General features: G+C 68.9%; 14 protein-coding genes. 10 read left to right on the top strand and 4 right to left on the bottom strand.

What is annotated here, in order from left to right:
- Positions 1 to 18 precede the first annotated feature (18 nt).
- A complete protein-coding gene (locus ACWGLC_RS05005) occupies positions 19 to 1,047 on the bottom strand; it encodes a YncE family protein (RefSeq protein WP_452098850.1) in 1,029 nt (342 codons plus the stop codon).
- Positions 1,048 to 1,234: 187 nt separating this feature from the next.
- Here ACWGLC_RS05005 and ACWGLC_RS05000 point away from each other — a divergent pair, with 187 nt between their 5' ends.
- Genes ACWGLC_RS05000 through mshC form a run of 5 tightly spaced genes read left to right on the top strand, consistent with a single transcriptional unit; the run spans position 1,235 to position 5,526 of the window.
- Positions 1,235 to 2,080 carry an undecaprenyl-diphosphate phosphatase gene (locus ACWGLC_RS05000; protein ID WP_452099059.1) on the top strand — a complete coding sequence of 282 codons (846 nt, stop codon included), beginning with the start codon at positions 1,235 to 1,237 and terminating at the stop codon, positions 2,078 to 2,080.
- A gap of 41 nt (positions 2,081 to 2,121) precedes the next feature.
- Positions 2,122 to 2,826, top strand: coding sequence for a histidine phosphatase family protein (locus tag ACWGLC_RS04995; RefSeq protein ID WP_230928951.1), 705 nt, complete (start codon positions 2,122 to 2,124; stop codon positions 2,824 to 2,826).
- 55 nt (positions 2,827 to 2,881) lie between these two features.
- A complete protein-coding gene (locus ACWGLC_RS04990; RefSeq protein WP_452098849.1) occupies positions 2,882 to 3,469 on the top strand; it encodes a DUF3090 domain-containing protein in 588 nt (195 codons plus the stop codon).
- Positions 3,466 to 4,245, top strand: a complete 780-nt coding sequence (locus ACWGLC_RS04985) for an SCO1664 family protein (protein WP_452098848.1) — start codon at positions 3,466 to 3,468, stop codon at positions 4,243 to 4,245. Before ACWGLC_RS04990 ends, ACWGLC_RS04985 begins: the two co-directional genes overlap by 4 nt.
- Before the next feature lie 27 nt (positions 4,246 to 4,272).
- Positions 4,273 to 5,526, top strand: a complete 1,254-nt coding sequence (gene mshC, locus ACWGLC_RS04980) for a cysteine--1-D-myo-inosityl 2-amino-2-deoxy-alpha-D-glucopyranoside ligase (protein WP_452098847.1) — start codon at positions 4,273 to 4,275, stop codon at positions 5,524 to 5,526.
- A 6-nt stretch (positions 5,527 to 5,532) separates the two neighbouring features.
- On the opposite strand, the gene ACWGLC_RS04975 is transcribed toward mshC, so the two are convergent.
- Positions 5,533 to 6,459, bottom strand: a complete 927-nt coding sequence (locus ACWGLC_RS04975) for a PAC2 family protein (RefSeq protein ID WP_452098846.1) — start codon at positions 6,457 to 6,459, stop codon at positions 5,533 to 5,535.
- A 50-nt stretch (positions 6,460 to 6,509) separates the two neighbouring features.
- On the opposite strand from ACWGLC_RS04975, the gene metH reads away from it, so the two are divergent.
- The 4 genes from metH to hisG all read left to right on the top strand — a co-directional run bounded on the left by metH (position 6,510) and on the right by hisG (position 12,081).
- Positions 6,510 to 10,070, top strand: a complete 3,561-nt coding sequence (gene metH / locus ACWGLC_RS04970) for a methionine synthase (protein WP_452098845.1) — start codon at positions 6,510 to 6,512, stop codon at positions 10,068 to 10,070.
- Positions 10,071 to 10,206: 136 nt separating this feature from the next.
- Positions 10,207 to 10,923, top strand: a complete 717-nt coding sequence (locus tag ACWGLC_RS04965; protein WP_452098844.1) for an HAD family hydrolase — start codon at positions 10,207 to 10,209, stop codon at positions 10,921 to 10,923.
- The gene (locus ACWGLC_RS04960) at positions 10,920 to 11,183 is read left to right on the top strand and encodes a phosphoribosyl-ATP diphosphatase (protein WP_230928958.1); all 264 of its coding nucleotides are present in this window, start codon (positions 10,920 to 10,922) and stop codon (positions 11,181 to 11,183) included. The genes ACWGLC_RS04965 and ACWGLC_RS04960 overlap by 4 nt, the downstream gene beginning before the upstream one ends.
- 46 nt (positions 11,184 to 11,229) lie before the next feature.
- Positions 11,230 to 12,081 (top strand): ATP phosphoribosyltransferase, encoded by an 852-nt coding sequence (hisG, locus tag ACWGLC_RS04955; protein WP_230928959.1) that lies wholly within the window; start codon positions 11,230 to 11,232, stop codon positions 12,079 to 12,081.
- 116 nt (positions 12,082 to 12,197) lie between these two features.
- Here the strand turns inward: hisG and ACWGLC_RS04950 are convergent, their stop codons facing one another.
- Positions 12,198 to 12,965 carry a thioesterase family protein gene (locus ACWGLC_RS04950; protein WP_452098843.1) on the bottom strand — a complete coding sequence of 256 codons (768 nt, stop codon included), beginning with the start codon at positions 12,963 to 12,965 and terminating at the stop codon, positions 12,198 to 12,200.
- The gene (locus ACWGLC_RS04945) at positions 12,962 to 13,864 is read right to left on the bottom strand and encodes a RecB family exonuclease (protein WP_452099058.1); all 903 of its coding nucleotides are present in this window, start codon (positions 13,862 to 13,864) and stop codon (positions 12,962 to 12,964) included. The genes ACWGLC_RS04950 and ACWGLC_RS04945 overlap by 4 nt, the downstream gene beginning before the upstream one ends.
- A 115-nt stretch (positions 13,865 to 13,979) precedes the next feature.
- On the opposite strand from ACWGLC_RS04945, the gene ACWGLC_RS04940 reads away from it, so the two are divergent.
- Positions 13,980 to 14,819: a tRNA (adenine-N1)-methyltransferase gene (locus ACWGLC_RS04940; RefSeq protein ID WP_344996005.1), complete on the top strand. Its 840-nt coding sequence runs from the start codon at positions 13,980 to 13,982 to the stop codon at positions 14,817 to 14,819.
- Positions 14,820 to 14,879: the final 60 nt, after the last annotated feature.

The raw sequence follows: 14,879 nt of genomic DNA, 5'->3' as shown, positions 1-14,879 counted from the left end.
GTCTGCGGTCGGCGAAGGTCAGCCGGCCGGGCCGGCCAGGTTCGGTCGGATCAGGTGGAGCCCGGCGCCATCCGCGGACCCCACCACCACGGTGCCGGAGTCGGTGACCGCCAGGGCGTCGGGCTGGCGCACCGTCGGGATCTCCGCGCGCAGCACACCGATCCCGTCGCCGAGATCGTACGCCTGAACCGTGTTGGTCCCGGTAGAGGTGACCCACACGACGGACCGGGAGGGGTCCTCGGCGACCGCCCACGGAGCTGCCCCTACGGGGAACTGTTGATGGAGGCGCACCGGGGAGGTCGAATAGACCAGGAGCGTGTTTCCCACAGTGTCGGAGGCGACCAGGGACCCCTCGCCGAGGTCGCTCATCATCCCGGCCCCGCGACCGGCCCGCAGCAGCGGGCCCGCGACCTCCTCGGACGGGTCGATCGAGGCGATCACGGTGTCCGTACGACTCAGTGCGGTGACGGACCCGTCCCGTGCCACGGTGAGTGAGTCCACCGAGGTCAGACCCTCGAGCCGCGTCTCCTCGACACCCTCGGCGTCGCGGATCACCACCTCACCCTCTGCGGTGCCCGTGATCAGCTTCCCCTCCTGCGTGACCGCAGCGGCGGTGACCGGCCCCATCCCGGATATCTGCCTCGACCGCCCCTCCGGGGAGACCACCACGACGCCGTCGGGGTAGGGGACGACGAACGACCCGTCGTCACCCCCGGTGGCGGTACCCGCGTCCGCGGGGAGTTCGACGGAGCGCTCGGGGATCCACCTGGTGCCGTCGACACGGCCGATCTGGAGATCGCGCCCGGTCTGCGACTGGACGGCGACCCGATCACCGACCGCCACGACCGCCCGGACCGATCCCGGGACCGGAACGAGCTCTCCGCCCTCGGGTTCGAAGACCTGCGGGGACTCCGCCGGAGCCGCGCTGCCCTGGGCGAGCTGACCCTCCTCGAGTTGGCTGGTCGCGGACGAGCAGGCGGAGAGCCCCACAACGAGCGCGAGAAGTGCGGCGGGCACGCCTGATCGGCGGAGGACACGACGGGTCACGGTGTTCCTTTCGACGCGCTCTATTGTCCACCACGCAGGTCACCAGGCGCCGATCAGGGCCGGGCGACTACCCTCACGGCGTGCGACCGGCACACGAGTGCGTCGTGACCCCCGCCCATGCCTGACCTCTACGAGAAAGAGCCGCACCGTGAACACAACGGTCCTCGCCGCACCGACGCTGGAAGGCATGTCCTGGATCCAGGTCATCGTGCTGTCAGCGCTCCAGGGACTCACCGAGTTCCTCCCCGTCTCCTCCTCCGGCCACCTCCGGATCTTCTCGACCTGGTGGTTCGGGGCCGACGCCGGAGCGTCGTTCACCGCGGTGGTCCAGCTGGGCACCGAGGCCGCGGTCCTCGTCTTCTTCTTCAAGGACATCGTCCGAATCCTCGTGGCGTGGTTCCGAGGGGTGTTCGACTCGTCGCGTCGCGACGACCCGGACTATCGCCTCGGGTGGTTCGTCATCGTGGGTTCCATCCCGATCGCGATCATCGGGTTCGTCGGCAAGGACCTCATCCGGGACGCCGCGCGGAACCTCTGGATCACCGCCATCGTGTTGATCCTCTTCTCCTTCGTGTTCCTCATCGCGGAGAAGGTCGGCAGGCAGGACCGTCCCGTCGACGGAAAATCCCTGGCCGGGTTGAAGATGAAGGACGCGATCGTGATGGGGCTGGCCCAATGCCTCGCGCTCATCCCGGGGGTGAGCCGCTCGGGCGGCACCATCTCCGCAGGTCTGTTCCTGGGCATGTCCCGCGAGGCGGCGGCGAGGTTCTCGTTCCTCCTCGCCATTCCCGCCGTCCTCGCCTCGGGGCTGTTCAGTCTTCCGGACGCGTTCGAGCCGTCGGTCGGACAGTCGGCGAGCGCGGTCCAGTTACTGGTCGGCTCGGCGATCGCTTTCGTCATCGGCTACGCCGCGATCGCCTGGCTCCTGCGTTTCGTCCAGAAGCACTCGCTGGCGTGGTTCGCGGGCTACCGCATCATTCTCGGCCTGCTGGTCATGGGCCTGCTCGCCACCGGCACCATCCCCGCGACCTGACGTGACCGCCTGATCGGTGCCGCGTCGGTAATCTGCCTCCTATGACCGTCATCCTGCTCCGGCACGGCCGCTCCACCGCCAACACCGCGCTCACTCTCGCCGGGCGGACGCCGGGGGTCGGACTCGACGAGACGGGCCTCGCCCAGGCGACCGAGCTCGGCGGTCGGTTGTCCGGACTCCCGGTCGGGGCGATCGTCCGATCCCCGCTCATGCGATGCCGCCAGACGGTGGAACCGCTCGCCGGCGCCCTCGGTCTGGATCCCGTGATCGAGGACGGTCTGACCGAGGTCGACTACGGGAGTTGGACCGGGCGGCCGCTCAAGGAACTCGCCTCCGAACACATGTGGTCGGTGGTACAGCAGCATCCCTCGTCCGCGGTGTTCCCGCGGGGCGAGTCGCTGGCGGCCATGGCGACCAGGGCCGTCGACGCCGTCCGTCGCCATGACCGGCACCTCGCCGAGCAGGCGGGCCGGGACGTGCTGTGGGTGGCCTGCAGCCACGGCGACGTGATCAAGTCGGTCCTGGCCGACGCGTACGGGATGCACCTGGACCAGTTCCAACGGATCGTCGTGGAACCTGCGTCCCTCTCGGTGGTGCGGTACACCCCGCACCGCCCGTTCGTACTCCGGGTCAACGACACCGGCGGCGACCTGACCGGTCTTCACGGCGACCCGGCCGGACACGTGGGCACCCCGACCGACGGGCACTCTGAATCCGATGCCGTGCCGGGCGGGAACGTACCCTGATGAACCGCACCACCACCCGCACAGATCCACACACCGACACGAGGAGACGACCGGCATGAGCAGGGCAGTCCACGAGTTCCGCGAGCCGACCCGGTTCGTGGTGGGCACGGTCGGCCAGCCCGGCGAGCGGGTCTTCTTCGTCCAGGCCACGGAGTCCGGACGCACCATCACCGTGAGGTGTGAGAAGCAACAGGCAAAGATCCTGTCCGACCGGATGGGGGATCTGCTCGACGAGATCGCCAGCAAGTCCGACTTCCCGGTACCGCCGGCGGGGGGGATGGTCGATGACCTCGACCCGCTAGAGATGCCGGTCGACCCCGAGTTCAACGTGGGCACGATGGGTCTGGGCTGGGACGGCGACAGGGGTCAGGTCGTCGTGGAGCTCCTGGCGATCGACCCGTCGGCCACGGACGAGTCGGTGGTGCTGTCGGACTCCGAGGACGCACCCGATGCACTCCGCGTGTTCCTCACCCCGCAGCGCGCCCGGCAGTTCGTCCTGCGCAGCGACAAGGTGGTCTCCGCGGGCCGCGAGCCCTGCCCGTTGTGTGGTGAGCCGATCGACACCACCGGCCACTTGTGCGTCCGGCTCAACGGTTACCGTCCACGATCCGGTGAGGCACTGACCGAGCTCATCGATCCGTGACCAGATCGTCAGCCGGCCCCGAACTCACCGTCCTGCACCGGATCCCGTCCGGCAGCAACGCCGTGTACCGCTGTGTGGATCAGCACGGAGACGGATGGGTGTACAAGCCGTCGGCGGGGGAGAGGCCCCTGATGGATTTCCCGGACGGGAGCCTCGCAGCCCGGGAGGTCGCGGCCTTTGTGGTGTCCGCGGCCCTGGGGTGGGATCTGATCCCCGAGACGGTCACGGCACACGGCCCGGGTGGCCGGGGGATGGCACAGCGGTGGATCGACGAACGCGACAGCGTGGGCGGCGCCTACGACCCCGTGGATGTCCATCCGGTCGACTCGGTTCCGGAGGGCCGCGCGGTGGTCCTCCGGGGTGAGGGCTCCCGGGGCGAGGAGGTCGTCGTCGCCCACGGCACCGACGACAGACTTCGCCGTATCGCCCTGCTCGACCTCGTGGTGAACAACGCCGACCGCAAGGGCGGCCACGTCCTGGTCGACCGCGCCGGTCGCTCCTGGGCGATCGACCACGGGTTGTCGTTCCATGTGGACCCGAAGGTCCGCACCGTACTGTGGGGGTGGGCCGGTCAACCCCTCGTCGGGGGTGACGTGGCAGACCTGACGAGGCTCGCCGGGGAGTTGGCCTGGGAGGGCGGCCTCGCGAGCCGACTGACACACCTGCTCTCGTCCGACGAGATCGATGCGCTGGCAAGGCGCGTGGACGGGCTCCTCACCGACGGGCGGTTCCCCGTCCCGGGCCCGGGTTACCCCTTACCCTGGCCGCTCTTCTGATCCGGCCGGGTCTCTAGACTCGGCCCCATGCACTCGTGGTCCTCGCCTGTCGTCCCCTCACTTCCCGGCGACGGCGTTCCCCTCAAGTTGTTCGACACCGCGGGCGGTGCGGTCCGTGAGGTGGCGGCCGGGCCTCTCGCACGGATGTACGTCTGTGGGATCACCCCGTATGACACGACTCATCTCGGTCACGCCGCGACGTACCTGACCTTCGATCTGGTCTACCGACAGTTGCTGGACGCGGGCCATGCCGTCCACTACGTCCAGAACACGACCGACGTCGACGATCCGCTGTTCGAGCGGGCGGACCGCGACGGCGTGGACTGGCGCGAGCTCGGCGATGCCGAGACGGATCGGTTCCGTGCCGACATGGAGGCGCTGCGCGTCCTCCCACCACAGCAGTACGTGGCGGCCACCGAGACGATCGACGAGGTGGTCGAGATGGTCGGCGAGCTGATCGAGCGCGGGCACGCCTACCGCATCGACCCGGAGGTCGACGGATACTCGGATGTCTACTACCGCCATCGAGCGACGCCGGATTTCGGTTACGAGTCGGGATATGACGACGACGAGATGGCGGCTGCATTCGCCGAGCGCGGGGGCGATCCGGACCGCAGTGGCAAGGAGCACCCCCTGGACGCCCTGCTGTGGCGGGTGCAGCGACCCGGTGAGCCCTCGTGGCCCTCGCCGTGGGGTCAGGGGCGCCCCGGCTGGCACATCGAGTGTTCTGCGATCGCACGCAACCGTCTCGGGATGAACTTCGACATCCAGGGCGGGGGCAGCGACCTGGCGTTCCCACACCACGAGTTCTCCGCTGCCCACGCCGAGGCCGCCTGTGACGAGCGTCCCTTCGCCCGGTTCTACGTGCATTCGGCGATGATCGGCCTCGACGGCGTCAAGATGAGCAAGTCACTCGGCAACCTCGTCCGCGTGCAGACACTGCGCGAGGAGGGCGTGGACCCGGCGATCATCCGGCTGGGGCTGGCCGCCGGCCACTATCGCACCGACCGTTCGTGGTCTGCCGAGATCCTCGACGAGGCCCGCGTCCGCTACTCGACCTGGAACACCGCTATCGCCCGTGGCGCCGGTGCCGATGCCGGTGCCAGTATCGCAACCTTGCGGGCGCGGCTGGCCGACGATCTCGACACCCCGGGCGCTCTCGAGGCGATCGATTCCTGGGCGGCGGCGACGTTGGCCGGGGAATCGACCGACCCCGTGGCGGGAGAGCTGATCTCCACCGCCCTGGACGCCCTGCTGGGCGTCCGTGCATCCGCCGACTGACCCGCGTCAGCCGGCGTCCGGCTCGTCCCGGTCCCCGCGCAGGAAGCGCTCGAACTCCGCCGCGATCGCGTCGCCGTCGACGAGCGGCATCGCCTCACCGCTGGAGGCACGTCCCCGGTCCGGCTCCGGGTCGTCCCCGTGGTCGATCTCGTTCTCCTCGTCCATCCGCTCCTCCAGGGAGCGGATGTAGTCACGGAGGTCCTCATCCTCGCCCGAGGCGGTGTCGACCTTCTCCACCCAGGTCCTGGACTGCGCCCGGAGGGCGTCCATCGCCACGGCCATGCCCAGGTTCTCCGCGAGCCAGGACAGCATCGCCTCCGTGCCGCGGGGATTGGGCGGCGACGCCACGTAGTGGGGGACCCCCGCCCACAGGCTCAGGGTGGGGACACCGGCCTCGGTCAGCATCTGCTGCAGCACCCCGGTCATCCCGGTGGGCCCCTCGTAGTCGGAGGCCTCGACCCCCATCGACGACATGCGCTGACGGCTGAACGCAGTGCCGGTCAGCGGCACCGGACGCGTATGCGGGACATCCGCCAGGTACGCCCCGAGCAGAACCACCTGGGACACCCCGAGAGTGTCCACGAGGTCGACGAACTGGGAGGCGAAAGTGCGCCACCTCAATGCCGGCTCCGGGCCGCGGACGAGCAACACGTCATTGGCCACGCCATCGGGACGACACGCGGACACGACGATGCGCGGCCACTCGATCGACCGCGATACCCCGCCCGAATGCCGGATGACAGGGCGCTGATCCAGGTAGTCGAAGTACTCGTCGCCGCCGATCTCCGCGATCTCCCGCGCCTCCAGGTTGAGGGCGAGATGCTCGATCGTCCCGGTCGCGACATCCGCGGCGTCGTTCCAGCCCTCGAAGGCCACGATCATGACCGGGCTCTCCAGATCCAGATGCCCGTCAGGACTCCATTCGACAGTCATCAGTACAGCCTACGTACGTCCGATTCCGCCTCACCCATACACTGGGGCCCATGTCTGTCGATTTCGATTCGCCCTTATTGGATGCCGCACGTGGGCGTGTGCTGATCGGCGACGGGGCGATGGGCACGATGTTGCAGGCTGTCGACCTCACCGTCGACGGCGACTTCCTCGGCCTCGAGGGTTGTAACGAGATCCTCAACGCCACCCGGCCCGACGTCGTCGAGAACATCCACCGCGCATTCTTCGAGGCCGGCGCCGACCTCGTCGAGACCAACACCTTCGGCTGCAACCTGTCCAACCTCGGTGATTACGACATCGTCGACCGGATCGGCGAGCTCGCCGAGAAGGGGGCGGCCATCGCCCGCAAGGTCGCCGACGAGATGGGCCCGTCCGAGGACGGGACCCCCCGCATGGTCCTGGGGTCACTCGGTCCGGGCACCAAACTGCCCTCGCTCGGTCAGACCACCTTCGAGGAGATCCGTAGCGCCTATGCCCAGGCCGCAGAGGGCCTCGCCCGCGGCGGCGCCGACGCCTACCTGATCGAGACCAGCCAGGACCTGCTCCAGGTCAAGGCGGCCGTGCTCGGCTGCAAAGACGGAATGGCCGCCGCCGGCCGTCGGCTGCCGATCATCTCGCACGTGACCATCGAGACAACCGGCACGATGCTGCTCGGCTCGGACATCGGCGCCGCCCTCACCGCGCTCGAGCCCCTGGGGATCGATATGATCGGGCTCAACTGCGCGACCGGCCCGTCCGAGATGGTGGAGCACCTGCGCTACCTGTCCCAGCACTCCGAGATCCCGGTGTCGGTCATGCCCAACGCCGGCCTACCCGAGCTGGGCCCGAACGGTGCGATCTACCCGCTCGGTGCCGAGGAGTTCGCGCCCCAGGTCGCGGACTTCGTCTCCGAGTTCGGCCTGACGATGGTCGGTGGCTGCTGTGGCACCACCCCCGAGCACATCACGCGGCTCAAGGAGCAGGTCCTGTCCCGCACGAAGGCCGAGCGACCCGTCGAGCCGATCAATGCCGTCTCCTCGCTCTACACCTCCACGCCGATGCGGGCCGACGCCGGCATCATCATGATCGGCGAGCGCACCAACGCCAACGGCTCCAAGCGGTTCCGTGAGGCCATGCTGGCCTCCGACTGGGACACCTGCATGGATATCGCCAAGGAGCAGATGCGCGACGGCGCCCAGATGGTCGATCTCTGTGTCGACTACGTCGGGCGCGACGGCGCCGGCGACATGGCCGAACTCGCGGGCCGCTTCGCCACCGCCTCCACGCTCCCGATCATGCTCGACTCCACCGAGCCCGAGGTGATCAAGGCGGGCCTCGAGCACCTGGGCGGCCGCTGCGCGGTCAACTCGGTGAACTACGAGGACGGTGCCGGGCCGGACTCCCGGTTCCAGAAGATCATGCGTCTGGTCGCCGAGCACGGTCCCGCCGTGGTCGCACTCACCATCGACGAGGAGGGCCAGGCGCGCACGGCGGACCGCAAGGTCGAGATCGCGGAACGTCTCATCGCCGACCTCACCGCGAACTGGGGGGTGGCCGAGGACGACATCATCATCGACTGCCTGACCTTCCCCATCTCCACCGGTCAGGAAGAGGTGCGTCGCGACGGTATCGAGACGATCGAGGCCATCCGACGACTGACCGACGCGCACCCGGCGATCCACACCACGCTGGGACTGTCGAACATCTCGTTCGGCCTGAACCCCGCGGCCCGTCAGGTCCTCAACTCCGTGTTCCTCCACGAGTGCATCCAGGCCGGCCTCGACTCGGCGATCGCGCACAGCTCCAAGATCCTGCCGATGAGCAAGATCGACGAGCGCCAGCGTGAGGTCGCATTGGACCTGGTCTACGACCGCCGCCGCGAGGGCTACGACCCGCTCCAGGTGTTCATGGAGCTGTTCGAGGGAGTCTCCGCCGCCAGTGCCAAGGACGCCCGGGCCGCCGAACTCGCGGCGATGCCACTGATGGAGCGCCTTGCCGCACGCATCGTCGATGGTGAGCGAAAGGGTCTCGAGGCGGACCTCGACGCGGCGATGGAGCAGATCCCGCCGCTGCAGATCATCAACGAGCACCTGCTGAACGGCATGAAGACCGTCGGCGAACTCTTCGGGTCCGGGCAGATGCAGCTACCGTTCGTGCTGCAGTCCGCGGAGACGATGAAGGCCGCGGTCGCCCACCTCGAGCCCCACATGGAGGCCAGCGACGAGGACGGCAAGGGCCGGATCGTCCTGGCGACGGTCAAGGGCGACGTCCACGACATCGGCAAGAACCTGGTGGACATCATCCTGTCCAACAACGGTTACGACGTCGTCAACATCGGCATCAAGCAGCCGATCGCGGACATCATCTCCGCGGCCCGCGAGCACAAGGCCGACGTGATCGGCATGTCCGGCCTGCTCGTGAAGTCCACCGTGGTGATGAAGGACAACCTGTCGGAGCTCAACACAGAGGGGATCGCGGACGAGTTCCCGGTGCTGTTGGGCGGAGCCGCATTGACGCGCGCGTACGTCGAGGTCGACCTGGCCGACATGTACAAGGGCGACGTGTTCTACGCCCGCGACGCGTTCGAGGGCCTGCGTCTGATGGACGAGGTGATGACCTCCAAGCGCACCGGTGTCCCGATGGCCGAGTCGTCGGAGTCCGCGGCCAAGGCCGCCGAACGTCGTGAGCGCCGCGCCCGTTCGGAGCGGATCGCGGCCAAGCGCGCGGCGGAGGCCGAGCCCGTGGTCGTCCCGGAACGGTCGGACGTGGCGGCGGATCAGCCCATCGCGACGCCGCCGTTCTGGGGAACGCGGATCGCCAAGGGCATCCCGGTCGCCGACTACGCCGGCCACCTGGACGAGCGCGCGCTCTTCTTCGGCCAGTGGGGACTGCGCGGCACCCGCGGCGGCGACGGGCCCGACTACGACGAGCTGGTCGCCACGGAGGGCCGTCCGCGGCTGAGGGACTGGATCAGCCGCCTGACCACCAAGGGCATCCTGTCCCACGCCGCCGTGGTCTACGGGTACTTCCCGGCGTACTCGGTCGGCGACGAGATCTGGGTGCTGGCCGAACCGCGGCCGGACGCCGAGGTGATCCACAAGATCGCCTTCCCCCGTCAGCAGCGACCACGATTCCTGTCCATCCCCGACTTCCTGGCATCCCGCGAGCGGTGCCAGGCGGAGGGCGTGGTCGACGTGCTCCCGTTCCAGCTGGTCACGATGGGCACCCCCATCGCGGACTTCGCCAACGAGCTGTTCGCGGGCGACAACTACCGCGACTACCTCGAGGTGCACGGCCTCTCCGTCCAGCTCACCGAGGCCCTCGCCGAGTTCTGGCACCGCCGCGTCCGCGACGAACTCCGACTGCCGGAGGGTGCCGTCTCCGCCGAGGACCCGGACAGCATCGATGAGTACTTCAACCTGAAGTACCGCGGCGCGAGGTACAGCTTCGGCTACGGGGCGTGCCCGGATCTGGAGTCCCGCAAGGTCGTGATCGACCTGCTTCAGCCGGAGAGGATCGGAGTCGAACTGTCCGAGGAGCTCCAGCTGCACCCCGAGCAGTCCACGGACGCGTTCGTGCTGTACCACCCGGAGGCCAAGTACTTCAACACCTGATCGGTGTGCGACGCGGCCCGGACCCACAGCGGTCCGGGCCGCGTCGTCGTTTCCGTGTGCTCGCCGGGGGAGTGGGCGTGCCCCCGTCCGCGCACGCCCACTCCTCGGGTCGGGGCGTTCGGGTAGACAGTAGGCCGTGACCAGCATCGCGTGTGATCGTGCCCCGTCCGCCATCTGTCTCGACATGGACGGGACCCTCGTCGACACCGAACGACTATGGGACGTCGCCGTCTATGAGCTCGCCGAGCACATGGGGCGCCCCCTGGACGAGTCGACTCGAGAGCGGACGCTCGGAAACTCATTGCACGGCTTCTTCGAGATCCTCGGTGAATACACGGGCCACCGGATCGAGGGGGAGGAGTTCGATCGTCTCGCGCACCGGCTCAATTCACGGGTCACCGAACTGATGCGGACCGACATGACGTGGCGCCCCGGGGCGGAGGAGCTCCTCGCGGAGATCGCGGAGACCGGAACCCCGGTGGCGCTGGTCACCAACACGACGGCAGACGTGGCTCAGGTGCCCCTCGAGTTCATCAACCGGTCGCGATTCGACGTGGTGGTGACCGGGTGCATGGTCCCCGACGCGAAGCCCGCGCCGGACCCCTATCTCCTCGCCTGCGCGCGTCTGGGTGTGGACCCCCGCTCCTCGGTGGCGATCGAGGACTCCGTCACCGGCGCCACCGCCGCCGTGGCCGCCGGCTGCCGCGTGCTGTACGTGCCGTCCACTGATGGTCAGCCCGACGTGACCGGCGCACACACCCACCCGACACTCGTGGGTGTCGGGGTCTCCGCACTGCACACGCTCACCTCAGGGACACCCGCCGCTGTCGCTGTGGGAGAATCGGGCGTGTGAAGACCTTCGACTCGCTGTTCGCCGAACTGTCCGAGCGGATCGCCGCGCGCCCTGAGGGCTCCGGGACCGTCACCGCATTCGACAAGGGCGTACACCATCTCGGCAAGAAGGTCATCGAGGAGGCCGGCGAGGTCTGGATCGCAGCCGAATACCAGTCGGACGCCGAACTGGCGGAGGAGATCTCCCAGCTTCTCTACTGGACGCAGGTCATGATGCTCAAGCGGGGCCTGGGCCTCGAAGACGTCTACCGACATCTGTAGACCGTCACCCACGCCCACCCCTACGCACCTATTCCCAGGAGCCACCATGCTGCGCGTCGCAGTGCCCAACAAGGGCGCCCTGTCCGAGTCCGCTTCCGAGATGCTCTCCGAGGCCGGGTACCGCCGCCGACCGGAGGGCAGCAAGGATCTCTCGCTGATCGACCGCGAGAACGATGTCGAGTTCTACTTCCTCCGCCCGAAGGACATCGCCGTCTACGTCGGCTCCGGCCGTCTCGATCTGGGTATCACCGGCCGGGATCTCGCGGCCGACTCGATGGCCGAGGTCGACGAACTGCTGGAGATGGGCTTCGGCCGTTCGACCTTCCGCTACGCGGGCCCGGCCGGCGAAGGCTGGTCGGCCGAGCGTCTCGCGGGCTCCCGGATCGCGACCTCGTACCCCAACATCGTCCGACGCGATCTCGCCGACCGCGGGATCGAGGCCGAGGTCATCCGTCTCGACGGCGCCGTGGAGATCTCGATCCAGCTGGGCGTGGCGGACTGCATCGCAGACGTGGTGGGCTCCGGTCGGACCCTCAAGGTCCACGGACTTGAGGCGTTCGGCGACATCCTGTGCGATTCCTCGGGTGTGCTCATCTCGCGGATCGACGCCGATGTGTCGCCGGCGATGGCCCAGATGCGCGCGCGGTTGCAGGGCGTGGTGTTCGCACAGCAGTACATGATGCTCGACTACAACTGCCCCCGTGAACTGCTCGACGAGGTCTCGACGATCACCCCCGGCCTCGAGTCGCCGACGGTCTCGCCGATGGCGGACCCGGCGTGGATCGCGGTGCGGTCGATGGTGCCGCGCAAGCGGGTCAACTCGATCATGGACCAACTCGCCGTGGCCGGCGCGAAGTCGATCATCGCGACCGATATCCGTTCCTGCCGGATGGGCTGACGCCCACAACACTCGGCGAATCGCCGTCAGCCCCGGAGGACCGGACGCCACGCGTTCAGGCTTTCCGGGGCTGTCCGGCTTCCCAGCCCCTTTCGACGGCGCCCGCCGGCAGGGATCTACACCGGCTCGATGAGCAATGCCTGGAGCGTGTGCCCGAGCGCGCCCGACGCGTCATAGAGCGTTCCGGACGTCGCACCGACCCCGTCGGGTCCGATCGAGGCGTGGGCGTCCACCCCGATCCACTCGCCCCGGGGCAGGCGATGGAGGTGCGTGACGAGATCGGTGTTGAGGAAGCGCCACTCGGTCGGTTCCAGCACCGCTCCGACCCCGTTGGCGATGTCCGCGATGCACATGACGTGCTCGACCGGTGACATTGTCTCGCCGGCGACCAGCGGATACCTGGGGCGCGCCCACACGATCCCGTCCTCGGCACCGCGAATCTGCAGCGAGTCGATGTATCCGCTGGTCCACCGGGTGAAGAACGAGCTGTCGAAGTCGGCCGCGGGCAGTACCCGTGGGCTGTCGACCGTCTGTTCCACCGCCGAGGTGTCCCCGGCACGCATCCGCCACGCGCTGGCGCGGGCCACCACGCGGCCGCCCGCTTCGAGTTCCGACTCGACGAGCTGGATCCGCTTGCCCGGGCGCGCGATCCGCGCCCGCGTCCGCAGTTCACCGAGCGGTACCGGGCCCAGCAGGTCCACCGCGATCCGGGAGATGCGGGTCCCGTCGGTTCCGTCGAGTCGGTCCATGGCGCGGGTGAGTATGGCCGACGGCGGCGCCCCGTGCTGGAGCTCCGGCCCCCACGCGCTCACGGTGTGCTCGGACGCCCGGAACACCTCCCAGCCGTCCTCGGCACCCAGCCGCTCGTAATAGGCCTCCGTCATGACCGCTCCTCGGTTCGTTGATCACCGGCCAGCAGATTCGGGGCATCGACCGGCACCACTCGCGACCCGGGCCAGCCCGGGTACTCCGGCGGGGTCCCCCCGAACGCCGGACACAACGCCTGATGATCGCACCAGCCGCAGAGCTTCGACGTACGGGGGCGGAAGTCCCCGGTCCTGCCGGCCTCCTCGATCTCCGTCCACAGGGCGTCCAGCGTGGACTCCGTCTCGACCATCGTGGCCAGATCCGGTGTGAGGGTGAGCCAGCTGCCGTTCTTCAGGTAGATCAGCTTCAGCTGGGCGGGCAGGACCCCGTGGATGCGCTGGTACATCAGCGCGTAGAACCGCATCTGGAACATGGCCTGGTCCTGGAAACGCGGGTGCGGCGGCTTGCCCGTCTTGTAATCCACCACCCGCACCTCACCGGTCGGCGCCAGGTCCACGCGGTCGAGGTAGCCGTGGAGCGGGGTGCCGGCGGAGGTGGCCGTGACGAGGTACTGCTCACACGAGGCGGGGGAGAAGCGCTGCGGGTCCTCGACGCCGTAGAGCCCGGCCACCATCGCGGCGACATCCGATTGGAACTCGTCCCGCCCCGCGAGCGGGACGACCTCCGCGCCGCCCTCGACCTCGTAGAAGCGCTCCACGGCGCCGGGCACCAGCTGCGCGGCACGCTGCGGGGCCCGCTCCGACTGCTCGAGTCCGTACAGCTCCTCGAGCACGGAGTGCACGACCGTGCCGAGCACCTGTGCGCGCGTCTTTGGCTCCGGGATCCGGTCCACGGTACGGAACCGGTACTGCAGGGGGCACCGCTGGAAGTCCGACGCGCGCGAGGCCGAGAGCGCCAGCGGCTTACGCTCGGGGACGACCGGGCCGGTGCCACCGACATCCTCGCCGCCGCCGATGTCCCGGGCGGCGCCCACATTGTTACCGTCACCGATTTCGAGGGGATCAATCACACCTGGCAGGGTAGACAACCGGTCGGACATCCGGCCCCCACCGTCACCCTGGAGGTCCACAGTGCAGCGATCCGGCCCGTTCGCGATCGGCGACCGCGTGCAGCTCACCGACACCAAGGGGCGCAAGTACACCGTCGTCCTGGTCGAGGGGGCGGAGTTCTTCACCCATCACGGCGCGGTGAAGCATGACGATCTCATCGGTGCGCCCGAGGGGTCGATCATCACCTCGACCAAGGACGCCGACTACCTGGCACTGCGGCCGCTGCTCACCGACTATGTGCTGTCGATGCCCCGTGGCGCCCAGGTCATCTATCCCAAGGACGCGGCGCAGATCGTGCACGAGGGCGACATCTTCCCGGGCGCACGCGTCCTGGAGGCCGGAGCCGGTTCGGGCGCGCTGACGTGTTCGCTGCTGCGCGCGGTCGGCCCGTCGGGCCGGGTGTTCTCCTACGAGATCCGCGAGGACCACGCCGAACACGCCGAGCGCAACGTCCGCACCTTCTACGGCGACCTGCCCGACAACTGGGATCTGCGGGTTGCGGATCTGGCGGAGACGTCGGTCGAGCAGCTGGACGGTCAGGTCGACCGGGTCATCCTGGACATGCTGGCGCCGTGGGAGTGCCTGCCCACCGTGAAGGACGTCCTGGTCCCGGGCGGCGTACTGGTGGTCTACGTGGCCACCACGACGCAGCTGTCGGATGTGGTGGAGGGCCTGCGCCGCCAGCAGTGCTGGACGGAGCCCCGCGCGTGGGAGTCGATCAACCGCGGGTGGCACGTGGTGGGTCTGGCCGTGCGCCCCGAGCACCGCATGCAGGGCCACACCGCGTTCCTGGTGACCGCGCGTCGCCTCGCCGAGGGTGTGACCACCCTCAAGCCCAAACGCCGCGCCGGAAAGGGCTGATCGGATAACAGCCTGGCCGGCGCGCCCGCGCCTCACCGCGGCGATAGGGTGGAGGTGACG

This window comes from Dietzia sp. NPDC055877 (assembly GCF_053615975.1).
Note: the sequence above shows the minus strand (reverse complement) of the source record. Positions and strands in the feature narration are given on the sequence as shown.